A 21580-nucleotide genomic window follows, 5' to 3' on the forward strand; every position below is an offset into this window, starting at 1 on the left:
AAGTGGCAACAAATTTTCGCAATGACGATAAAAATGTGGATTGCCACGAAAATCCTAACGGATTTGCAGGGCTTACAAGTAAGTCTCGCAATGACAGAATGTCCCCCTCCCTTGCGGAGGGGGATAAAGGGGGCGGGTATCAATACTCGATAAATTCAAATGATGCGAAATTTATGAGCGCAGATTCTACCCTCCCCCTAGCCCCCTCCGCAAGGGAGGGGGGACAAAAGGAAAATTCTCGCAATGACAAAACAAAACTTGCCACAAAGTTAGCCCCAAAACTTGCCATAGTTATCCCGTGCTACAACGAAGAAGCCGTCATCGCTACGACTTATAACGCGCTTTGTGAGAAGCTAGATTTGCTCCTCGCTAAAAATCTCATAGCCAAAGATAGCTTTTTGTGCTTTGTCGATGATGGGAGCGTGGATAGGACTTGTGAAATTTTGCTTTCTCTCAAAGAGTGCAAATCTCCGCATAAAATCATCAAACTATCCCGAAACTACGGGCATCAAAACGCCCTTTTGGCTGGGCTTGAATATGTCAAAGACAAATGCGATTGTGTCATAAGTATGGATTGTGATTTGCAAGATGATATAAACGCCATTGATGAAATGCTTTTGAAATTTAAAGGCGGTGCGGAAATAGTCTATGGTGTGCGAAAAGCATATACGAATGAGAGTGCGTTTAAAAAATATACTTCGTTTGGATTTTATAAATTTATGCAGATTATGGGCGTTAAGATTCTTTACAATCACGCAGATTACAGGCTTTTAAGCGCAAGGGCTTGTGAGGCTTTGCTAGAATTTAGAGAAGTGAATCTATTTTTGCGCGGAATCGTGCCTTTAGTAGGATATAAAAGTGCGGTGGTGCATTATAAACAGAGTGCGAGAATTGCGGGGGAATCCAAATATCCGCTAGGCAAAATGCTAGGATTTGCGCTAAATGGAATCACTAGCTTTTCTATCGTGCCTTTGCGAATAATGAGCGTGGTGGGTGTGATTTTGTGCGCGCTATGTGTGGCGTATGGAGGTTATGCGATTTTTGTCAAACTCTTTACGGAAAGCACTTTGGAGGGCTGGACTTCTACGATTTTGATTTTGCTATTTTTTGGTGGAATGCAGTTTTTGGGGCTTGGCATAATGGGCGAATACATAGGCAAAATCTATGCCGAAGTCAAACACCGCCCACGCTACTTTGTCGAAGCAGTTTTGTAGGGGGGCTGTGGAGGAATTTTTTTGGATTTTTGCGTGAATGTTTTTTTTTTGAATTTAGAATGTTTGATATTTGAGGTTTTGAAAAAGCTAAAAATATCTTTTTTGCGTTGATTTGAGATATTTGCTAACGCTTAGTACGGCAAAATTTTTGCGTAATTGTGAGAGTTTGCCACCGCTTTGTCATCGCGAGTTTTTGTGCTTTTAGCAAAATCTAATGCGTGGCAATCCGCACCACACGCCGTCATTGTAAGCATTGATTCTACTTCCGTCATTGCGAGCAAGTCGCAAGACTTGCGTGGCAATCTACATTTTTATTGTCATTGCGAGATTCTGCGGTAGCAGAATCGTGGCAATCCACACTCTTATCGTCATTGCGAGCGGATTTGACAAAAACCGCGTGGCAATCTATTTTGTTTTTATCGCAGAGTGGATTGCCACGCTCACTGCGTTCGCTCGCAATGACAGCGTTATTTCCCCCCTACCTTAGCACGAGGTGGATTTTTTTTATTTTTCCCTTGTTGTTCTCCCTCCCTTGCGGAGGGGCTAGGGGGTGGGTTTTTATTTAAAAAAAGACATTTTGTCATTGCGAGATTTTGCGACTTTGTCAAAAGTTGCAAAATCGTGGAAAATCTATGGGTTTTTTTTGGTGGGTTTTTTTGGAATTTAGATTTTGCGTGGGGGTTTGTGTGGTTGGTTTTTTGTGGTGGTGTGGTTGGTTTTCGTCATTGCGAGCGTTGCCCTGCAACGCGTGGCAATCTATATCATTAGATTTGCCAAAAACGCATTTTGCATTTTGTGGCGATGGATTTTGCTTGCGCAACTGCGCCCACTCGCGCTTACGCGCTGAATCGCTACTTCGTAGCTGTGGGCTTGTGCCACGCTCGTTTCGCTCGCTCGCAATGACAAACTAGCAGGCGTTGCTCGCTCGCAATGACAAAAATTTCTTTGTCATATTGAGTGCGTAAGCGCGAAATACCTCTACTTACTTTTTGAAGTTTTGAGTTACTTCGGTTTCTTGCGAAACCTCAGTATGACAATGTTTTTTTGTTTTTGGATTGCCACGATTCTGCTATCGCAGAATCTCGCAATGACAAATTAGAGAGCGTTACTTGTCGCAATGATGGAGGCGGAATCATTGCCTATAATGACGGCGGTGGAATCTAAAAACACCCACCCCACCCCCTAGCTCCCTCCGCAAGGGAGGGGGAAATTCTATTATTGCAAGAATTTGCATTGCTGTCATTGCGAGCATTATTTTTTTGCGTTTTAGCAGAAAAAATAATGCGTGGCAATCTATCGCTATAAAATGCCAAAAACAAACTTTTGACAAAAACTAACAAATAGATTGCCACGCAAATGCTAGCGCATTTGCTCGCAATGACAACAAAAATGTGGATTGCCGCGCGTTGCGTTGCAACGCTCGCAATGACAGAGTGTTTGTTGTATGACAAGCGGATAGATTGCCACGATTCTGTTACCGCAGAATCTCGCAATGACAAATTGGAGAGCGTTACTTGTCGCAATGGCGATAAAAATGTGGATTGTCGCGCAAATTGAGACTTTTTACAAAAACCTCATTTGCTCGCAATGACATTTTTTACCATATTGACAATGACATTTTTGCCATACTGATATTTTTGAAAAAATCAAATATAGTTTGGCAGTCAAAGTTGGCTTGTTTGGAATCTTAGTCTTTTTTGGTTTTTGTTTATTTTTTGTCTTGTGATTTTGTGTTTTTTGATTTTGCGGGTGGCGATTTTTTAGGCTGTGATTTTGTAGATTTTGTTTTTGCAAGCTGTGTTTTTGCAGGTTGCGTCTTTGTAGGCTGTGTCTTTGCGGATTGTGTCTTTGTGGATTTTGGTTTTTTGTCTTGCTTGGTCTTGCTAGATTCTTTTGTGTTTTTAGTTTTGTTAGCGTTTTTTTGTTCTTTTTTGGCTTGGTTTTGTTTGATTTTTTCTAGCTTTGCTTGTGTCTGCTGTGCCTTTTTTTGTCTAGCTTTTTCTTGTTTTGCCCTCTCTTTTTCTAGGCGAGATTGTCTTGCTTTTTCTTGCTTTTGGGTGTTTGCATTTTTTGTGGCGGGCTTAGCAAGTCGCTTTGTGCCAAACCAATATGCGTATTTTAGATTTAGAGTCGTAGTTATGCCATTAAACCTATCTGCCTCTTTATCAAACGAATTAGCATAAAAAAGCCCATCATAGCCCAAACTTAGCTCGTGATTTTGCTTCAATATCCATATAAAATCTAACGCCAAATTGCCATAAGCCAATGGCAAGTTGATATTTCCCTCATTTTCAAAATTCCCAATCTTAAACGCCGCTTTTTGCGTGTGAAATACATTGTATCGCACGCCTGCTTTGAAATTTGTGCGAAAGATATTTCCCCACATTTTGTAGTAGCGCAATGCAAAAGACACTTGAGGCAGATGCCACAAAATCGCGTTATGCCTTTCATTAGCCCCGATTTGTGCGGGCTTTTGTAGCACCAAATCTATGCTAGATAGCATATCATAGCTTAGGGCGATTTCTGGGGATATGTAGCTATTGAATCGAAACTGATAAAAAGTGATTCCCGTGCGTATCTCTGCGCCCACGCTCCACATAAGCGGGATAGACACAGAAGAAGAGTTTGAAGCAAGATTTACGCTTTGTCCAGCTACATTCATATAAATATTAGGAAAATCCACGCCCGCTCGCACATTTGCTTTGATAAAGCCTTCTTGTGCTTTGGTATAAAAAGCAAAGGTTTTAAAATAATTCATTCCTGCTTGCAGGGCGTTTGTCTGCACGCGCATATTTTGCCCTAGCAGTTTTGTATTGGTATTTACAAACTCATATCCTAGATAAGCCCCATAGATTCCGTGTCTTGATAGGTTTTTTTGTATCCCAAAAAGTGCGCCACCTGCTAGTTCTGTGGCGTTTGAAGTCCCCATATCCAGAAGGCTAAACGCGCTATAAGGCAGGGCAAAAAAGCGATAATCCCGCCTCCCTTGATAAGGGATAAATATCGCATCTAGCTGGTCGATAAGCTCAAGGTTGTTGTATGGTTTTAGATTTTGCCCCTTGCTTTGTTCTAGCGTTACTTGCGCGACTTTTTGGCGCACTTTATCTATCGTGTCTTGGTTTTTGGCGCGAGTGAGTTTGGAGAAGCGCGAAGAGCGAGCGGTAAGCCTAGTCATATCTTGTTGCAATGCTTTTAGCTCTTCCTCTTTGGCATAGTAATCATCGCTATGAAAAGTCTTTGTCGTCATCGTATCTAGGATATTTTGCGTCATCACGCCTCTACGCATATAGCTTAGGGTTAGCGCGCGATATAGGCTAGCACCTTGAGAAGTGCTTATATCCGCTTCTAGGCTAAATCCTAGCGTGTTTTTTACGAGCTTTACGCCTTGCCCGCCGATGATATGAGTGCTATTTATGTTGTATGGATAGTTGCCACCTAGTTTGCTAGCATCGGTGCTAGAGCCTGTTAGGATTAGATTTTCATATTTGTATTCCACGCCTTTTTGGGCTTTATCGCCTATGTTTATGACTATACTTCTAGGGCGGACATTGTGCGTCATCGTAGCAGAATCTGATTTGGCAAGGATTAAATGTTGGTCTTTGGTGCTATCGATATTTATTGTATTTTTGGTGGTATCAGCAGGGTCCCCATTCCATTCGTTGCCACTATTGATGGTAAGGGATATGCCTTTTATCTCAAGTCGATTGACTTTTATGTCTATGGTGTTGCTACCAAAAGGGATTATTCCTATGCCTTGCTCTACGCCATTGATTGTCGTGCGCTCGCCTATGATGAGGGTTTTTATGTTGGATTCTCCATATTTTTTTTGATGAGTATTATCGACTATACCACCGCTTAAATTTCTTATAAACCCTTCCCCAAATATGCTAAGAGTATCCATAGTCCCCGTGATGATAAGCCCTCCTATCGTAGAATCCGCTACTTCCATATTTAGACTCACAGGCTTATCATTTCCGCTTAATTGGTTTCTAAAATCAAAAGTCGTATTTGGCGCAAGCGCATTGCGAAATCTTACATTATGAAGCCTTGTGCTAGATTCATTTATCTTGCGAAAATAAGCGACTATCCTAGCGGGAGCTATGGTGGCACTTGTGGTGGTGCTACCTATGTGGTATTCTGTGGTGGTGTAGGATTCTGTCTGGGTGAAGTTGGTATTAAACGCGGCTTTGCTTAAATCAAGAGCGGTAATGTATCCATCGCAAGCAATGGTCTGCAATGAAGGCTTTGTAGTGTCATAGATATGCCTGCACGCAGCGGCATTTGCGCACTCAAAGCCTAGAGATAGCAAAAGTAATAAAATCCAAATATGACTTATTTTTCGCATTTTATTTGAAAAGGAATATTTGATTTTGTGGATTTTGTAGATTTTGTCGTTTTTGTTGCTCGTGTAGATTTTGTGTTTTTTGTCGTTTTTTTTAATGGCGTGGGGAGCAGATAAAGCATTTTTTTGTATTCCTTAAAATAAGGTTTTAAAACGAAGTTTTGTAGCGGATTTTGGGTTTTATGATTTTTTTATTTATGGATTTTAGTTTAGGATTTTATTTGGATTGGCAAATGCTAAATTTTAAGATTTAAAAGAAAAATTGATAAAAGAAATTTTGAATAAAACTTGGGTATTTTATCTAAATACTAGAATTTTTAGGCATATATTTTGGGGCAGGATTTGATTTGTAAAGTATTGTATTTGCAAAAATATTGGATTTGTGGTATTTATAAGGGTTACCAAAGTTTTGTTATAATGCGCGTTTTTATGCCAAATGCAAAGCTACTTTTTCAATCAAAGGAGATAAAATGCCTACAAAATCTACTACAACTTCACAAAATAAACAAAATCCCACAAAAAAACCACAGCAATCAAAGCCACAGCCAAAGCAGCTAAAAACGGGCGATAATGCCCCAGATTTTAGCCTGCCAAACGCACAAGGCGCGCAAGTAAGCCTAAAAGATTTTGGCTCAAAAATCGTGGTGCTGTATTTTTACCCCAAAGACAACACTTCAGGTTGCACGATAGAAGCGCAGGATTTTAGTGAGAGGCTAAGCGATTTTCTCTCCAAAAATGCCGTAGTAATCGGCATAAGCCCTGATAGCTTGCAATCTCATCAAAAATTTATCGACAAATACAAGCTAGCCCATATCTTGCTAAGCGATAGCGATAGGGTGGTGGCTAGCGCGTATTTTGCCTATGGTAAAAAGATGATGTATGGCAAGGAAGTGCAGGGGATTATCCGCTCTACTTTTGTTATCCAAAATGGCAAAATCTTAAACGCGCTATACAATGTCAAAGCAAAAGGGCACGCACAAGCCGTGCTAGAAATGCTATAAATGTTTAGATTTTAGATTTGCGACACGACTGCAAAATCTAAAATCAAATCTAACAAAGCCAAAGGGGATAAAATGGATTTTGGCAATATCAAACTTGCTGTTTTTGATTTTGATTCTACGCTTATGGATGGCGAAACGATTGATATTTTGGCAAAGGATTTTGGGGTGGGGGAGAGGGTAAGTGGGATTACCAAAAAAGCGATGGAAGGGGGGCTAGATTTTTTTGAGAGTTTGCAAGCTAGGGTGGGGCTTTTGGGCGGTATGAGTGAGAATCGCGCAAAAGAGATTTGTGAGAATCTACCATTGATGAATGGCGCAAAAGAATGCGTAAAAAATCTAAAAAAGCGCGGAATCATCGTGGTTTGTTTTAGCGGTGGGTTTAGCTTGGCGACTAGGCATTTTGCTAAGATTTTGGGTTTAGATGCGGATTTTAGCAATATCTTGCACGCAAAAAATGCCCTGCTAAGCGGGCAAGTAGGCGGGGAAATGATGTTTGGCGACTCAAAAGGGGCAATGCTAAAAAGAATCCAAAATCTACTTAGCATATCACAAGCACAAACAATGGCAGTAGGCGATGGGGCAAATGATATAAGTATGTTTGCAAACTCCGCTGTGCGCGTGGCTTTTTGCGCCAAAGAAGTGCTAAAAAAAGAGGCAAATGTCATTGTGGAAAATAAAGATTTGACAGAGATTTTGGGGTATTTTAAATAAACACATTTTGTGATTTTTGGGATTTTTGTGCCTTTTAAGACTATGTGTTTAATGTTAGAAAATCTACAAATTTGTAAAAAAATATTAAGGTTTAAAATGCAATCTAAACAACTTTTTAATGCAGAATCTATCCCGTATTTGTGTGATTTGATAGAATCCCAAAAAGAGATTTTGCCTTTTGATTTGCTGGGGCGAAGTCTTTCTTACAATCCATATCCACCGCGATTTTTTGAGATTTTCCCCACGCTTTTGGATTCTGTTTCTTTAGATTCTGCTTCTTTGGATTCCACTTCTTTAGATTCCACTTCGCCATTTTTAGATTCTACTTTGTTAGGCAAGTTATGCGCATTGCAAATTAGGGCGTTTGATTTTGCAGATTTTGCGCATTTGCAATCGCACATAAACGCTAAAAATGTGAAAATCATATTTTTAGACATTGCTAGAGATAGCGTGGCAAAGCCTAGTGGGGAGGGCTTGGAGTGCATAAGTTATTTGCGACATTATACCGATTCACTTATCGTGCTAAAAGATTGTTTTTTGGATAGTTATCAGATTTTGCAAGCGGTGGTTTTTGGCGCGGACGCGCTGTGTTTTAGCCATTTTTCTTTGCAAAGTAGGCTAAAAGAGCTAGTGGATTTTGCTTCGCATTTGGGTTTAGCAAGCCTGCTAGAATCCCAAAATCTAGCCGACATAAAAAATGGCATTTTTGCTAAAGTGAGCGGATTTTACTTGCTAGAAAAATGCTTTGGCGAGCTAGCTAGCCTTATCCCAAAGCGCAAGATTATTTGTGCAGATGTTGAATGCGTGCAAAATCTAGCGCAACATAATGCCAAAAATGTTTCCAAAGTGTTATCTAGGGTGGATTTTGTGTTGCAAGATTTTGCGCTGTGAAAATTCCGTTGCGCAAGCGTTGTGCAAGTTTGTAGAAAATCTAGTTATGCGTGGGGTTATGAAAATTTTTTGCGACATTAAGCGTTGTTGCTATGGTTTTTGTGATTTTTGCTAAGCTAGGTTAAACACTTGACTTTTAAGCCTATTTTGCTTATAATTCCCCCCTTGTGTCAGGGTAGCTCAGCTGGTTTAGAGCGCTGGTCTCATAAGCCGGAGGTCGGGAGTTCAAGTCTCCCCCTTGACACCATACTTCTTTATACTTTTTATATTTTTATTCAAAGCGGATTTTATATCTTAGATACCATTACTTAAAATTACTTAAAACTACTTAAAACGATTGCTTGCATTTTTACACGATTTGTCATTATGCTCTCATTGCGCAAATATTTTGTTTTTTGTGGCAATATGTCGCATTATCTTTTCACTTCAAAGGAGTCCAAATGACAAAAATTTCCAAAATCTTTTTATGCGTCTTGTGCGCTGCGCCACTTTGTGCGGGCGTCAAAGAAGACACCATAAAAGCCCTCCAAGAGCAAACAGGAGCGAAATTTGAAGCAATATCTTTTGAGCCACTAAAAGCCACCAAGCAGTTTTTGATAGTAGTCCAAGACACCAAAAACGGCTACCAAAGCGCAATCATCACTGATGAAAAGCAAAAATCTATGATAGCACCTAGCGCGTTTTTGGGCGATAGGGGAGATGCAAAGCTCGTGGCAAGCACGCTAGAGAGGGTAAATGCTTATAATTTCAAATTACAAAACGCAGCCACGCTTGATAAACTTTTTGCTTCTATTCCGCAGGATTATGCTATCCGCATTCAAGGGGCTAGCAACAAAATCACTTATATCGTATCAGACCCTATGTGCGCTCATTGCCAACAAGAGCTATCCAACATAGAATCCAAACTCTCAAAAGGTAGCGTAGTAATGGTGCTTGTGGCATTTTTGGGGCAAGATTCCTTGCAAAAATCCGCTGAAATCCTCTCAAAAATCAAATCTGCCAAAACCCCAAAAGAGCAAATCTCTTTGCTAAGAAGTGTCTATGCCACCACGCACAAAGCCACTTCCCAAGCGACAACATACACTTCCAAAGTCGCTGAAATCACCAAAAAACTAGCAGATTCTGGGCTTATAGAGGCTGTGCCTTTTGTCTATGAGCCTCTAAAATAGTAAAATCCATTTATTTAAAGGAGCAACGATGAGTAAAAAATATTTGCGTAAAGTTTCAGATTTTGCGATGATAGGTGGCGTGAGTGCGCTTGTGGTGGGGGTTTTTGCGGGCTGTGATATGAATGCTACAAATGAGCAAAATCCACAAGCAAGCCAAGCGATAAAACAGGGCGCATTTGTCCTGCTAGAACAGCAAGCAGATGGTAGCTACAAGGTGCTAGAGGAATACCCAAGTGGCAAAACCCACATTGTCGTGCGCGATACTTCGGGCAATGAGCGTGTGCTAAGCGATGAGGAAATCCAAAAGCTACTAAAAGAGGAAGAGCAAAAAATAGACAACGGCACAAGCGCGCTTACTGCTAGCGGAGGGAGTGAAAGCGGTGGGCTAGGGCTAGGAGGCGCGATTTTGGCAAGTGCTGCGGGCGCGATGCTAGGTAGCTACATCGGCAATAAATTATTTAACAACCCAAACTATCAGCAAAATAAACAGCGCAACTATAAATCCCCGCAAGCATATCAGCGAAGCGCAAATAGCTTTAATAACTCAAGTGCGACAAGCGGGGCAAGAGGTGGGACGCCAAGCAATGCAAAGGGAGGATTTTTTGGCAACTCTCAAGGGGGGGCAAAAGGTGGCACACCAAGCAAAAGTAGCGGGTTTGGGGGATAGTCGGTTTTTTTGTGCTTTTGTTGCTAGATTCTTTTTTGGCTGATGATTGTAAATGTTAAGTAGCGTTTTTTTTTGCAATGATTTTGTAATGGCGGATTTTGGTGTGAAATTTTGGCTAGATTTTTGGGGGCTAAGATTTTGGGGTTTTTTAGTGGTTTTTTTAGGGGGGTTTTTTAGATTTTGCGGATTTTAGATTTTGGGGATTTTTGAGTGGGTTTTTAGATTTTTTGGATTTTAGGTTTTATGATTCTATATTTTGCGCACAAAGTCTAAAAAATCATAAAACCCAAAATCCATAAAAAAATCCCATAAAAAACCAAAAAACCACAAAAAAGCTAAAAAACGCAAAATTTAGATTTTATAGATTTTATAGATAATTCACAAGCGACATTTGGTTTATGCGACTTGTGGAGTTCATAACCGCGCTTAGATTTGTGGTAAGGTTGCTAAATTTATTATAAGTTTCTGCAATGTCTGTGCCGATATTTTGCCCTTTTAGCCCTTCGATTTGGGTTTTTAGCACTTCGTGGCGATGGATTACATTATCAAATGTCCTGCCACGCGAGCCATTTAGCGCGATTAGCTTTTCGATATGCTCGCTTAGGTGGTCAAAAGATTCTATGGCGTTTTGTATGCCCTTGTTTCGCAAATCCCTATTGTAAGTGTCTTTTGCGCCTGCGCGGTAGATTCCCTTGCGCACGGCGTCTATGATTTCATCGATTTCTTTAAAATAATTTACTTCAGGGGAATCAATAATTAGCGCGTTGTTGGCATTTAAGCGGATAGAATCCACATCGCGATAGATTTTGTCCTCGCTAAAATCACTACTACTAGAATCATAAAATGACATATTCATTCGCGTGATAGAGCGGAGTTTGTCTTGGATTTGGATTTTGCCATCGGGCGTCATTTTTAGCTCTACCATATTTTTTGCCCTCTCTAGTAGCTCGGTGTAGGCTTCCTTTGTGTCCTCCACTACGCCACCTTTTGGTGGCTCTATGGCGCGCAGTGAAGCCTCATCTAAGTTAGAATACATTAGCGCGATACTCATCGCGTCCATTAGCTGTCTATAAGTAACATCATCTGCCTTGCTTACCACTATGCCATCTGCTTCATCATCAAAAAGCGGAATCGTATAATCCCTCCCGCCTGTGTGGCTAGGCAGTAGCATATACGCCCCCGCAGGGTCAAACACCACTCTAGCTTCTATCATCACGCCATTTATGTCATTTAGCTTCATCACATAGCTTTGCCCCTCTATGCTAGCACCGCTTACTTGAGATAGCCTTGTATCTGCGTTGGCATAGCCTCCTACGCCTGCTAGGATTTGCGGGACGCTAGAAGTGAGCTTTGAGCCCTCGACTTTAAAAAATGTCCTATCATATTCGCTTGCAAAATCACTAGCGATTCCATTGACTTCCTCGCCATTTGCGCCAAGCGTGGTAAGTGCGATAGAAAATCCGTGCTCTCCATCAAATGGCGGGTCTTTAAAATCGCTAGATTTATTGCGCACATTATTATCCACCACATACAATCGCCCCTTAGAGATGCCCACATCTATATCCCCGCCAAAGTGCTTTTTGATAGCGCGGGCTAAATCCGCTGAAGTCGCCCCTGTAATGCTAAACTGCAATGGCTCTAGCGGATTTTCCTCATCATTATTTATCGTGCCGTCTTGATTGTTTGGGCGAGTGCCACTGATGAGTAGGGAGCTGACATTTGGCGGGAAAATATCCTCTAGCTTTGTGGTGGCTTCTGCGGCTTTGTTGTCTTTGGTGATAAATGCCGTAGGAAGTGTGGTAAATCGAAAATCCGCATCGCTAGTAACACCGCTAATATGTGAATGCGCCCTCTCTGTGATAAAATCGCTTTGGATATATTTGGTTACGCGTGCGCCCATATCGGCTAGCTCATCGATATTATCCACATCTACATCGCTAGAGATTAGATGAAAATCTATGCTAGATTTTCCCGGCTCTAAGTCTTTGATTTCGATTTGCCCCCATTGGTTTATGCTGACTTCTACGACTTTATTGATTGCACTATTGCCAAATTCTTTGCCGATTCTATCTAGCAAATCTTGCACTCTTGTGGCTCTCTCATCGTTTGAGTAAGCTTTATCAAGCGCAAATTTTGCCTTAAACACCGAGCCATCAGAGCGCACGCCACGCATATAGAAAATCTCTTGTGCATCATTGCTAGGGTCTGTGTCATTATCGCCGATTAAATCCCGCAGTGTGTCATTTGCCGTGATATAGACTTCCTCGCTTATGTTTTTTCGATTTTGGCTATCCATCATTGCGGGGTTTAGCTTGGATTGATTTAGCATTCTTATGTTGGTAGTGATGGTTTTGTGCTTGTCAGAATCCCTCCCATAAAAAAGCTCGCTCCCCGTGATATTAAAAGGCACTAGATTATCCGCGCTCACTAGCACGCTTAGTTTTTCATCATTGCCATAATAATTTCCCTGCGCATCAAAAGGCGGTCTATCCGTCCTGCTTCCCCCAAAGATAAATTTCCCACCGATAGAAGTGTTTGCAAGTCGCAAAAAATGGTTTTTTAGGCTTTCTAAATCATTTGCCAAAGCCTCTCTTGAAGCGGTGTTGTGAATGTCATTTGCAGCGTGGATAAGTTTGGTTTTAAACTGCACCATTGTCTCTGATAAATCTGATAGGGTTTTGTCGGTGTTTAGCGTGGCGGTGCGGGCGTGCTGGGCTAAATCCACGCCTTGTGCTAGATTATTGACTTCTTTTTCAAATTTTAGATTTTGGTTATAGACACTTGCATCTTGGTAGCCGTATTGGATTTTTAGTCCTGAGGCGATTTGGGCATTTTTGTCGTTTAGTTTTCGTTGCAAATGCCCTTGGTCGCCCATCATTTGATTATATTTTGTGCCAAATGTAATACGCATTTTGTGTCCTTAAAAAACCCTTTTTTGGATAATAACAAAAGAATCTAGCCCTAGATTTTCAATGATCTACAAGGCAAAAAAGCAAAAATAATGCCAAAGGTTTTTGCTAGATTTTGCGCTAGATTTTGTCTTTTTACCTTAAATTTTGGATTTTGAATTTTAGATTTTGCAAATACTATCAAAAAAGCAAAATCCAATAAGTAGCGATGAAAATAAATCGGCGTTTTTGGCAAAAATCATTTAGATTTGTTTGTTAGATTTGTTTGCGTCTTGGCAAAAGATTTTAAGGGATTTGGGCAAAGGGATTTATTAAGATAGATTTTTAGAGTATTTGTAGGCGTTTATGTCGGTTTTATGTGGTGGTTAAGACAAAAGCAAAAATTATTAGATATACTTTGTTTTTTTGTTAGGGACTTTTTGTTAGGGATTTTTCATTAGGAATTTTTATTAGAGGGGATTTTTATTAGGCTTTATGCAGGTTTATGGAGATTTATGCAACGCATTTGTGCTAAATGTGAAAAATCGTTTAAAAATGCGTTATGGATTTAGATTTAGCCATTTCATAGCAACATTTAAGGAGTTTATTTTGAGCTGGAGTGTTATTTTTGGGGGAGTGAGTTTTGAGCACGAGATTAGCATTGTGAGTGCGATTAGCCTAAAAAAGGTGCTAAAAGAGCGGATTAGGCATTTTATTTTTTTGGATTCTACGCATAGTTTTTATATGATTCCTAGCGAGAAAATGCAGGCAAAGACATTTGCTAGTGGCGAGTATAAATCGTGCAAAAAGGTGTTTTTAGGAATCGGCGGTTTTTATGAAAAGGGATTTTTAGGCAACGCAAAACCTATAAGCGATTTGGGAATCGCAATAAACCTCATACACGGAGCAGACGGCGAAGATGGCACGCTAGCGGGATTGCTAGATTTTTATAAAATCGCTTTTGTAGGTCCTAGAATCGAAGCAAGTGCCATAAGCTACAATAAAGCCCTAACCAAAATCTATGTGGATTCCCTAGATAAAAACATCATAAAAACCCTGCCATTTTGCAAGTATCATAAAGATGAATTGCCTTTGATTTTGGAGGGCAAAAAATCTATTCCCTATCCATATCCATTTATCATTAAGCCCGCAAGGCTTGGTAGCTCTATCGGCATAGCCATAGTCAATAAACAAAGCGAGATAGAATATGCGCTAGATTCTGCATTTGAGCTAGATAATGAAGTGATAATCGAGCCGTTTTATAAAGGCGTAAAAGAGTATAATCTAGCGGGATTTTTAAGCGAAAAAAATCGAGATACAAAAAATGGCAGTGAAAATGGCGGATTTGTGTTTTCGCAAGTCGAAGAGCCTAGCAAAAAAGATTTGTTAGATTTTAATGATAAATATTTAGATTTTTCTAGGACGGAAAATGCGGCAAAAGCACAGATTGATTCTGCGCTAGAATCGCGCTTGCAAGAGGCGTTTAAACTCATTTATGGGAGTGTGTTTGTGGGGGCTATTATCCGTTGTGATTTTTTTGTCATCGATAATGAAATCTACCTAAATGAAATCAACCCAATCCCCGGAAGTATGGCAAATTATCTGTTTGATAGCCTAGAAAATGCGCTAGATTTGCTAGCCCTCCCTCGCAAAAAGCATATCCCTATCACTTACAACTATGTCGAGCATATCCGCAAGACAAAGGGCAAGTAGCAAAAATCCAAAAAAAAAAAAAAAGAAAGAAAAAACAACAAAAGGCAAAAAATGGCATTGCGTGAAGTGGCGTATAATGGGGTAGATTTTGGTATCAGCTATACCAAAATCCCTGCTAAAATCGCCACAAACATAGACGCGCAAAACACCCAAAAAGCACAAAATGCAGAATCTAAAAATATGATTTTTTTGCACGGCTGGGGGAGCAACAAAGAACTAATGCAAAGCGCATTTGAAAATGTGTTTTTGCAATATAATCATTTTTATGTGGATTTGCCCGGATTTGGCAAAAGCCCAAATGAAATGCTAATAAACACGCACGATTATGCTAAAATCTTATCCGCTTTTTTTGCCTCGCTTGAGATTGTCCCGCATATCGTTGTGGGGCATAGCTATGGTGGCAAAATCGCTGTTTTATTGCAAGATGCACAAGAGATAATCTTGCTAAGTTCAGCTGGAATCCCCACAAAAAAACCCCTAAAAGTGCAAGCAAAAATCACCCTTGCAAAGCTAGCAAAAATCCTGCATATTCGATTGCCATTTTTGCGCGCCAAAGATGCGCAAAATCTAAGCCCTGTGATGTATGAGGTGTTTAAAAATATCGTAAATGAGGATTTTAGAGAGATTTTTGCAAAATGTGAGAAAAAAACGAGCATTTTTTGGGGCGAGATAGATAGCGCGACACCGCTAGAGAGCGGAGAGCAAATCCATAGCCTTATCAAAAATAGCAAGTTTTTTGCCTGCAAGGGCGGGCATTATTTTTTTTTGGAGCGCAAGGGGGGCGTTACCCAAGCCAAACTTATTGAAATGGTGTATAATTTTATGAATGAAAGAAATGTCCAAAATCCCTTTGTCATCGCGCATATCATCGCACAAGGAAAAGTGCAAGGCGTAGGCTATCGCAAATTTGCCAAAGCAAGCGCAGATACTTTTGGCATAGTCGGTAGCACGGAGAATCTAGCTAGTGGCGAGGTGGAAATCTATGCGATGTGCAAGCGCGAAGAAAAAAGCGAAAAAATAATGCTAGATTTTATAAATACGCTATGGAGTGGTCCTGCTAGAGGGGAAGTGCAAAATCTAATCATAAACCACATAGACATAGTGGCGTGGGAAGAGAAAGAAAAAAAGATTTTAGATTTTTTGGCTTGTCAAAATGCGATTGACTTGGCACAAAACATAAGCGATACAAAATCTAGCAATAATGTAGAATCTAGCAAGAATGGGGAATCTAGCAATAGTGCCAAATCTAGAAAGATGACAAAGCCAAATACTTTGCAAGAGACATTACAAGATTTTGTGATTTTAAGATAACTCTAAATTAGGAGAATAAATGCTTTTTGATACACTAGATTTTATTTCGCGAGTGGTGTTTGCCCTAGCTGTGTTTTATTATTGTATTTCATTGCTTCAATGGTATAACTATAGCCCTTGGCGCGTGGTTACAAAGCATCATAGATTTAGCTGGCATTTTACATATTTCATCGTGCCTATTTTGGCATTTTTTGTGTGCTTTTATTTTGGGCAAAAATATATTTTTTATGTATATTTGTATGTGGTGTATTTGCCTTCATTGATTTATTGGGCTAGTAGGCTTGATAAGCGCGTGGTTTTCACACGCAGAGTGTGGCGTTCGTTTATCATTATGGCGGCTTTTATCGGGCTAAATGAAGTGCTGTTCGCGCTTTATAATGATGATTTATATGTTTTGTGGCTTATGCCGCTTGTGTTTGCGTTTGTGATTTGCGAAGTGTATGAAGCGGTGCTTATGCGCAATTTTGTCGCTTTGGCAAAAGAAAAACTCTCAATGATGAGCGGGCTAAAAATCGTGATGGTAACCGCTAGCTTTGGCAAGACAAGTATCAAAAATTTTCTTTTTCAAATCTTGCAATCCCAATACAACACCTACGCCACGCCTAGAAGTGTCAATACATTTAAGGGCATTGTTATGGATATTAACCAAAATCTAGCCTTTGGCACAGATATATATATCGCAGAAGCGGGGGCTAGGCAAAAAGGCGATATAGCCCAAATCACAAATTTGCTAAACCCGCAATATGGAATCATAGGCGAGATAGGCAATGCTCATATTGAGTATTTTAAAACCATAGAGCAAGTGGCAAAAACCAAATTTGAGTTGCTACAATCAGAGCGATTGCGCAAAGTTTTTGTCTATCAAAAAAATGAATTGCCAAAGCTAGATTCTAGGCTAAAGCGCGTAGTGCAAACCTACCCGCCAAAAGTCAAAAATATCGAAGCGACTTTGGAGCATACAAAATTTGAGCTAGAAATCGATGGGCAGTGGGTAGGCTTTAAAACGCAGATTTTAGGGCGGTTTAATGTGGATAATATCGCTGTTGCGATTTTGCTAGCAAGAGAGCTATCTATCCCTGTAGAATCGCTAAAAAAACTTGTAAAGACATTGCGACCTGTGGAGCATAGGCTAAATCTATCTATGTCAAATGGCAAGACAATCATTGATGATGGGTTTAATGGAAATCTAAATGGGATTTTGGAGGGAATCTATCTTTGCTCACAGTATAAAGGGCGCAAAGTCATCGTAACGCCCGGGCTAATCGAAAGCGATGAGGAATCAAATATAAAGCTAGCAAAAGCGATAGATTCTGTGTTTGATTTGGCTATTGTTACGGGAGAGCAAAATTCTAGGCTGATTGCCTCATATCTGCACCATACGCGCAAAGTCCAGCTACGAGAAAAAACACAGCTAGAAAATGTGCTAAAAGGAATGGTAGGGGAGGGCGATTTGGTGTATTTTGCAAATGATGCCCCTAGCTATGTGTGAGGGATTGTGATTTTGCATTGATTGTGATGCGCTGTTTTTGTATTTTTGCGATATTAAACAACAACTTCAAAAAAGGATTTTACAATGCAACATATTTACGCGCCTTGGAGGGCAAAATATTTTGAGAGTTTTGATGAAAAGGGCTGTCCTTTTTGCGCGATTAGCCTAAATCCGAGCGATGATGAGGAAAATTTTGTGTTTTTTCGAGATGAGGTTTGCTACTGCGTGATGAATCGCTATCCTTACACGCCTGCGCATTTTCTCATAATCCCCCACGAGCACAAAGCCTCCCCCACACAGCTAGAATCAAGCGATTGGCTACATTTACAAAACCTAACCCAAAAGGGTATCGCGCTTTTGGAGGATTTTGGCGCACAGGGTGTAAATATGGGCATAAATATCAACAAAAGTGCTGGGGCTGGTATCCCTGAGCATCTGCATATCCACCTTATCCCGCGTTTTATGGGCGATACAAATTTTTTTACGACTATTAGTGAATGTCGCACTTTTGGGGTGGATTTTAGGGCGACATTTCAGCAGATAAAATCCCTTAGCCAAAAGCATTTTAAATGACTAAGAATCAAAAAGATTTTGTAAATATGGTGCTTGCAAATGGGAATTTTACAAATGCAAATTCTGCAAAATCATTGCCCGCAAATCTATGGCTTTCAAAGCTATTATTTTCAAGTCCATTACTTGCAAATCATTACTTTCAAATCATTACTTTAATGCAGAATCCAAAAAACCGATATGAGAGATACTTAAAGCATATAGTGATAAAGGAGAATGTATGAATTTTTTTAGATTTGTTTTTGTGGGGATTTTTGGTAGTTTTGTATTAAGTAGCGGGGTTTTAAGCATAGCTAGTGCAAATCGATATGATTATTTGCTGTTTTCAAATAGCTATTCTGATGTGCGAAAGGGGGTGGATTTGGGTGCAAATGTCAATAGCAGGCTTCGAGGTAGCACGCCACTTTATGATGCTTCGCGCAAAAACAACACGGATATTTTGTATCTTTTATTAAAGCGCGGAGCTAGGGTAAATGCCATCTCACACGGCGAGACAGCATTGCATAAAGTCGTGCAGTTTAACAACTACAACTTCACGCAGATTTTGCTAAAAGCAGGGGCAAATCCAAATATTAGGGATTCTATTCGTGGCAATACCGCGCTTCATTACGCCGTAGCTTCGCGCAACTCACAGATGATTTCGCTACTTTTAAGCTATGGGGCGGACATAAAAATACAAAATAATGTAGGGGATACGCCCGCAAGATATGTGCTATCAAATGTGAGTGTGCCAAGTATGCAGGCACAAAATAAGCATATTTTGCTTACCACCACGCCTTTTCGCGTAGGCTCTGGTAGTGTCGGGCTAAATGTCCAAAATCTAACAGATTTTTTTATCACCATAACTTATGGCGCGCTATATATGAAAGGCAATCTTATTTCTGAGCAAAGCTTTTCGCGCAAGATTCCACCTCGCTCGATGGTAAGCATAGGTAGCTTGCCTATATCCCAAGAATCCTATGAAAATGTCTCTGTAAATCGTGGTGGGGTAGCTAGCGTGAAGTATGGATTTGGACTTGAGTATGAGATAGAGGGGAGGGCTGGGAATTTTTATCAAAGTGCAAAAGCCCAAATGCAAGTGTGGTAACAAAACAACCAAAAACAACCGACAAACAACAAAGGAATAAAAAACGCCCAAGCAACAAACGCGTAAATTAAGAATCTAAATGAGAGAATCTAAAAGCAGAATCTAAAGGGAGAATCTAAATGAGTGCGACAAACGATACAGCAAAAACGGCGAACACAGCAAAAACAGCGACAAATCCGCTACGCATTTTAGAGCAGGTTTTATTAGGCAAAGAATTTAGCGCAGAAGAGTTGGTGTCTTTGTATGAATGCGATTTATTTACGCTAGGGGAGGCAGCGCATTCTATCCGTGCCAAAAAATACGGCAACAAAGTGTTTTTTAATATGAATCGCCACATAAATCCTACAAATATTTGCGCTGATGTGTGTAAATTTTGCGCTTTTTCTGCGAGCAAAAAAAATCCAAATCCATACCAAATGACCATAGAAGAAGTAGTCGCACAAACGCTAGCTAGCCAATCGCGTGGGGCAAAAGAAGTGCATATCGTTTCAGCCCATAGCCCGCATTATTCATACCAATGGTATATGGAGTGTTTTAGCGAAGTAAAAAAAGCCGCCCCTAGTATCCATCTAAAGGCTATGACGGCAGCTGAAGTGGATTTTTTAAGTCGCAAATTTTCTAAAAATTATCAAGAAGTGCTAGAAGATATGATAAAGGCGGGAGTGGATTCTATGCCCGGTGGCGGGGCTGAAATCTTTGATGAACGATCGCGCAAAAAACTATGTAGTGGCAAAGTATCTAGCACGCGTTGGCTAGAGATTCACGCGTATTGGCATAGCTTAGGCAAGATGAGCAATGCCACAATGCTTTTTGGGCATATAGAGGAGCGAATCCACCGCATAGACCATATCTTGCGACTAAAAAACACCCAATGCGACACGCAAATCGTAGAATCTAAAAATGGCGGATTTAACGCTTTTATCCCCCTGCTTTATCAGCGCGAAAACAACTATCTAAAACTGCCACAAGCACTTAGCGGGCAAGAGATTTTAAAGACTTTGGCGATTGCTAGGATTTTGCTACACAATATCCCGCATATCAAGGCGTATTGGGCGACATTGGGGGCAAATCTAGCCCTTGTCGCACAAGAATTTGGCGCAGATGATATGGATGGGACGATACAAAATGAAAGCATACAATCCGCCGCAGGCGCAAAATCTAAACAAGGCATAAGCAAAGAAAATATGATAGCACAAATCAAAGACGCGGGATTTGTCCCTGTGGAGCGCGATAGCCTCTACAATGAATTGCAAAGCTACTAGGATTTTTATATTACGAAAATAAGAGGAGTGTTTTTGAGTAAAAAAGACAAAGTGAAAGCTACGCTAAGTTTTTTACAAGCGGTTATAATATGTTTGATAACAGCACTATTTGCGATATTTGGTTATGCTGCGATTCACTACAAGGATTTTGATTTGGTGCTTGGCATAAGTGTTGGGCTTAGTGTGTTGTTGCTTGTTATCGTGCTATGTGTTTTTGGGACATATTTTAAAAAAAATCTTAAAAAATTGGAGAAAATGAAATGATGGGAATCTGCGTAGCAATGCTTGCGTTATTAGGGCTTGTTGGCTCTTTGCTTTATATTGTTAGAATTATCAACGAATAGTTTGATAGATATATCCACAAATGATGCGTCCTTATCCGCTTTATTTAGAGATTGGCTTAAAAATAGCAAGGATTTTTGCCTGCCTAGCGTGGAGTAAAAATCTGCGCGAAAAAGTGCGAAATATCCCTTTTATGCTTTCTCATCGCTTTTCAAATCCCAAAAACACCATTAACGCAGATATGTTTATCTCACTAGGGGAAGCCTGCAAGCCAGCGTTGCATTTGAGAAATTATGGACTTCGCAAAATGTCTTGCCCGCTTGATTGGATAATGAGCTATGGTTTAGATGAGGCGTATCGGTGCTTTGAGGTGGAGTTTAGCGATTTTTTTGCTAGTTGCTATGAGGACAGGGGGCAAGATACCAAAAACGGCAAGGAGCGGTGGATAGTATCTGCTAGCAATGCAGGTATGATAAGCATACACGGCTTCCCCAAATCCACTCCCCTAGAATCGTATTTGCCAATATTTAGAGAGAAAATGCAAAAACGATTTGCAAAGCTAAAATCTAAAATCTTAGATTGTGCGTGCGTGGCGTTTGTATGCGCTAGAAATGATAGCGTAGAAAATCTAGCCGATTTTGGCAAAAAATGTATCATTCTTTTTGATTTGTGGCATAAAACCCAACAAACAAATATAGATTTGCGACACGCTAGAGACAAACCAGAGAGAGAGAGTAAAATCCGCGTGGTGATTATCAATGCACGACATAATCAAAATCTATCAAAACAGATTTTGCAAAAACAAATTTATCAAATCAATGAGCGAATTAGCGTGGTGGATTTTGCCTGCGATGATACAAGCATAAATGGCAAAAAATATTTTTTAGGCAATACTTTAGCGTGGCATAGGATAATGTGCCAACTGCGATTAGAATCTTAAATATTTTTGGTTTATGTTATAATCGCTTATATTTTTGCCAAAA

At 40.2% G+C, this 21580-nt stretch carries 23 protein-coding genes, 1 tRNA gene and 1 pseudogene; 21 read left to right on the forward strand and 4 right to left on the reverse strand.

Going from position 1 to position 21580, the window contains the following annotated elements; genetic code table 11:
- Positions 1–2 precede the first annotated feature (2 nt).
- The 4 genes from ACWIUO_RS01805 (at position 3) to ACWIUO_RS01820 (ending at position 2125) form a co-directional block, all read left to right on the forward strand.
- Positions 3–1214 (forward strand): glycosyltransferase family 2 protein, encoded by a 1212-nt coding sequence (locus ACWIUO_RS01805; RefSeq protein WP_454176234.1) that lies wholly within the window; start codon positions 3–5, stop codon positions 1212–1214.
- A 177-nt stretch (positions 1215–1391) separates the two neighbouring features.
- Entirely contained in the window at positions 1392–1553 is a 162-nt protein-coding gene (locus tag ACWIUO_RS01810; protein ID WP_454176235.1) for a hypothetical protein, read from the forward strand.
- Positions 1529–1780 (forward strand): hypothetical protein, encoded by a 252-nt coding sequence (locus ACWIUO_RS01815; protein WP_454176236.1) that lies wholly within the window; start codon positions 1529–1531, stop codon positions 1778–1780. Before ACWIUO_RS01810 ends, ACWIUO_RS01815 begins: the two co-directional genes overlap by 25 nt.
- 66 nt (positions 1781–1846) lie before the next feature.
- On the forward strand, positions 1847–2125 hold the full coding sequence (locus tag ACWIUO_RS01820) for a hypothetical protein (protein WP_454176237.1): 279 nt from the start codon (positions 1847–1849) through the stop codon (positions 2123–2125).
- 249 nt (positions 2126–2374) lie between these two features.
- On the opposite strand, the gene ACWIUO_RS01825 is transcribed toward ACWIUO_RS01820, so the two are convergent.
- On the reverse strand, positions 2375–2566 hold the full coding sequence (locus ACWIUO_RS01825) for a hypothetical protein (protein ID WP_454176238.1): 192 nt from the start codon (positions 2564–2566) through the stop codon (positions 2375–2377).
- Between the two features lie 73 nt (positions 2567–2639).
- Between ACWIUO_RS01825 and ACWIUO_RS01830 the strand changes: the two genes are divergently transcribed.
- Positions 2640–2771, forward strand: a complete 132-nt coding sequence (locus tag ACWIUO_RS01830) for a hypothetical protein (protein ID WP_454176239.1) — start codon at positions 2640–2642, stop codon at positions 2769–2771.
- A 151-nt stretch (positions 2772–2922) separates the two neighbouring features.
- On the opposite strand, the gene ACWIUO_RS01835 is transcribed toward ACWIUO_RS01830, so the two are convergent.
- Positions 2923–5559 carry a hypothetical protein gene (locus tag ACWIUO_RS01835; protein ID WP_454176240.1) on the reverse strand — a complete coding sequence of 879 codons (2637 nt, stop codon included), beginning with the start codon at positions 5557–5559 and terminating at the stop codon, positions 2923–2925.
- Complete coding sequence (locus ACWIUO_RS01840) at positions 5547–5678, reverse strand: hypothetical protein (RefSeq protein WP_454176241.1); 132 nt, start codon at positions 5676–5678, stop codon at positions 5547–5549. The genes ACWIUO_RS01835 and ACWIUO_RS01840 overlap by 13 nt, the downstream gene beginning before the upstream one ends.
- Positions 5679–6026: 348 nt before the next feature.
- Between ACWIUO_RS01840 and ACWIUO_RS01845 the strand changes: the two genes are divergently transcribed.
- From ACWIUO_RS01845 to ACWIUO_RS01870, 6 genes are all read left to right on the forward strand, one after another.
- Positions 6027–6557: a peroxiredoxin gene (locus tag ACWIUO_RS01845; RefSeq protein WP_454176242.1), complete on the forward strand. Its 531-nt coding sequence runs from the start codon at positions 6027–6029 to the stop codon at positions 6555–6557.
- A gap of 72 nt (positions 6558–6629) precedes the next feature.
- Positions 6630–7268 carry a phosphoserine phosphatase SerB gene (gene serB / locus ACWIUO_RS01850; protein ID WP_454176243.1) on the forward strand — a complete coding sequence of 213 codons (639 nt, stop codon included), beginning with the start codon at positions 6630–6632 and terminating at the stop codon, positions 7266–7268.
- A 96-nt stretch (positions 7269–7364) separates the two neighbouring features.
- Positions 7365–8159, forward strand: a complete 795-nt coding sequence (locus ACWIUO_RS01855; RefSeq protein ID WP_454176244.1) for a hypothetical protein — start codon at positions 7365–7367, stop codon at positions 8157–8159.
- A gap of 169 nt (positions 8160–8328) precedes the next feature.
- A tRNA-Met gene (locus tag ACWIUO_RS01860) sits at positions 8329–8406 on the forward strand.
- Between the two features lie 193 nt (positions 8407–8599).
- Positions 8600–9328 (forward strand): hypothetical protein, encoded by a 729-nt coding sequence (locus tag ACWIUO_RS01865; protein WP_454176245.1) that lies wholly within the window; start codon positions 8600–8602, stop codon positions 9326–9328.
- A gap of 28 nt (positions 9329–9356) precedes the next feature.
- The gene (locus tag ACWIUO_RS01870) at positions 9357–9995 is read left to right on the forward strand and encodes a UPF0323 family lipoprotein (RefSeq protein ID WP_454176246.1); all 639 of its coding nucleotides are present in this window, start codon (positions 9357–9359) and stop codon (positions 9993–9995) included.
- Positions 9996–10362: 367 nt separating this feature from the next.
- Here the strand turns inward: ACWIUO_RS01870 and flgL are convergent, their stop codons facing one another.
- Complete coding sequence (gene flgL / locus ACWIUO_RS01875; RefSeq protein ID WP_454176247.1) at positions 10363–12906, reverse strand: flagellar hook-associated protein FlgL; 2544 nt, start codon at positions 12904–12906, stop codon at positions 10363–10365.
- Positions 12907–13492: 586 nt separating this feature from the next.
- Between flgL and ACWIUO_RS01880 the strand changes: the two genes are divergently transcribed.
- The 10 genes and pseudogenes from ACWIUO_RS01880 to ACWIUO_RS01925 all read left to right on the forward strand — a co-directional run bounded on the left by ACWIUO_RS01880 (position 13493) and on the right by ACWIUO_RS01925 (position 21537).
- The gene (locus ACWIUO_RS01880; RefSeq protein WP_454176248.1) at positions 13493–14596 is read left to right on the forward strand and encodes a D-alanine--D-alanine ligase; all 1104 of its coding nucleotides are present in this window, start codon (positions 13493–13495) and stop codon (positions 14594–14596) included.
- 51 nt (positions 14597–14647) lie between these two features.
- Positions 14648–15433: pseudogene (locus ACWIUO_RS01885) on the forward strand (alpha/beta fold hydrolase); the annotation flags it as partial.
- Positions 15419–15907: an acylphosphatase gene (locus ACWIUO_RS01890; protein ID WP_454176284.1), complete on the forward strand. Its 489-nt coding sequence runs from the start codon at positions 15419–15421 to the stop codon at positions 15905–15907. The pseudogene ACWIUO_RS01885 and the gene ACWIUO_RS01890, both read left to right, overlap by 15 nt.
- Positions 15908–15926: 19 nt before the next feature.
- Entirely contained in the window at positions 15927–17396 is a 1470-nt protein-coding gene (locus ACWIUO_RS01895) for a Mur ligase family protein (protein ID WP_454176249.1), read from the forward strand.
- A gap of 84 nt (positions 17397–17480) precedes the next feature.
- Positions 17481–17969, forward strand: coding sequence for an HIT family protein (locus tag ACWIUO_RS01900; protein ID WP_454176250.1), 489 nt, complete (start codon positions 17481–17483; stop codon positions 17967–17969).
- Positions 17966–18190, forward strand: a complete 225-nt coding sequence (locus tag ACWIUO_RS01905) for a hypothetical protein (RefSeq protein WP_454176251.1) — start codon at positions 17966–17968, stop codon at positions 18188–18190. The genes ACWIUO_RS01900 and ACWIUO_RS01905 overlap by 4 nt, the downstream gene beginning before the upstream one ends.
- Positions 18187–19053: an ankyrin repeat domain-containing protein gene (locus ACWIUO_RS01910; RefSeq protein WP_454176252.1), complete on the forward strand. Its 867-nt coding sequence runs from the start codon at positions 18187–18189 to the stop codon at positions 19051–19053. The genes ACWIUO_RS01905 and ACWIUO_RS01910 overlap by 4 nt, the downstream gene beginning before the upstream one ends.
- A 119-nt stretch (positions 19054–19172) precedes the next feature.
- Positions 19173–20315 (forward strand): aminofutalosine synthase MqnE, encoded by a 1143-nt coding sequence (gene mqnE / locus ACWIUO_RS01915; RefSeq protein WP_454176253.1) that lies wholly within the window; start codon positions 19173–19175, stop codon positions 20313–20315.
- 33 nt (positions 20316–20348) lie between these two features.
- Positions 20349–20579, forward strand: coding sequence for a hypothetical protein (locus ACWIUO_RS01920; protein ID WP_454176254.1), 231 nt, complete (start codon positions 20349–20351; stop codon positions 20577–20579).
- 100 nt (positions 20580–20679) lie between these two features.
- Positions 20680–21537, forward strand: coding sequence for a DUF1796 family putative cysteine peptidase (locus tag ACWIUO_RS01925; protein WP_454176255.1), 858 nt, complete (start codon positions 20680–20682; stop codon positions 21535–21537).
- Positions 21538–21580 lie beyond the last annotated feature (43 nt).

This window comes from Helicobacter sp. T3_23-1056, from assembly GCF_053654535.1.

Excerpts from the sequence above, each read along its gene's own strand:
- ACWIUO_RS01820 (WP_454176237.1), top strand. The coding sequence starts at position 1,847 with ATGGGTTTTTTTTGGTGGGTTTTTTTGGAATTTAGATTTTGCGTGGGG.
- ACWIUO_RS01830 (WP_454176239.1), top strand. The coding sequence starts at position 2,640 with ATGACAGAGTGTTTGTTGTATGACAAGCGGATAGATTGCCACGATTCT.
- ACWIUO_RS01835 (WP_454176240.1), bottom strand. The coding sequence starts at position 5,559 with ATGCGAAAAATAAGTCATATTTGGATTTTATTACTTTTGCTATCTCTA.
- ACWIUO_RS01840 (WP_454176241.1), bottom strand. The coding sequence starts at position 5,678 with ATGCTTTATCTGCTCCCCACGCCATTAAAAAAAACGACAAAAAACACA.
- ACWIUO_RS01845 (WP_454176242.1), top strand. The coding sequence starts at position 6,027 with ATGCCTACAAAATCTACTACAACTTCACAAAATAAACAAAATCCCACA.
- serB (WP_454176243.1), top strand. The coding sequence starts at position 6,630 with ATGGATTTTGGCAATATCAAACTTGCTGTTTTTGATTTTGATTCTACG.
- ACWIUO_RS01855 (WP_454176244.1), top strand. The coding sequence starts at position 7,365 with ATGCAATCTAAACAACTTTTTAATGCAGAATCTATCCCGTATTTGTGT.
- ACWIUO_RS01865 (WP_454176245.1), top strand. The coding sequence starts at position 8,600 with ATGACAAAAATTTCCAAAATCTTTTTATGCGTCTTGTGCGCTGCGCCA.
- ACWIUO_RS01870 (WP_454176246.1), top strand. The coding sequence starts at position 9,357 with ATGAGTAAAAAATATTTGCGTAAAGTTTCAGATTTTGCGATGATAGGT.
- flgL (WP_454176247.1), bottom strand. The coding sequence starts at position 12,906 with ATGCGTATTACATTTGGCACAAAATATAATCAAATGATGGGCGACCAA.
- ACWIUO_RS01890 (WP_454176284.1), top strand. The coding sequence starts at position 15,419 with ATGAATGAAAGAAATGTCCAAAATCCCTTTGTCATCGCGCATATCATC.
- ACWIUO_RS01895 (WP_454176249.1), top strand. The coding sequence starts at position 15,927 with ATGCTTTTTGATACACTAGATTTTATTTCGCGAGTGGTGTTTGCCCTA.
- ACWIUO_RS01900 (WP_454176250.1), top strand. The coding sequence starts at position 17,481 with ATGCAACATATTTACGCGCCTTGGAGGGCAAAATATTTTGAGAGTTTT.
- ACWIUO_RS01905 (WP_454176251.1), top strand. The coding sequence starts at position 17,966 with ATGACTAAGAATCAAAAAGATTTTGTAAATATGGTGCTTGCAAATGGG.
- ACWIUO_RS01910 (WP_454176252.1), top strand. The coding sequence starts at position 18,187 with ATGAATTTTTTTAGATTTGTTTTTGTGGGGATTTTTGGTAGTTTTGTA.
- mqnE (WP_454176253.1), top strand. The coding sequence starts at position 19,173 with ATGAGTGCGACAAACGATACAGCAAAAACGGCGAACACAGCAAAAACA.
- ACWIUO_RS01925 (WP_454176255.1), top strand. The coding sequence starts at position 20,680 with ATGATGCGTCCTTATCCGCTTTATTTAGAGATTGGCTTAAAAATAGCA.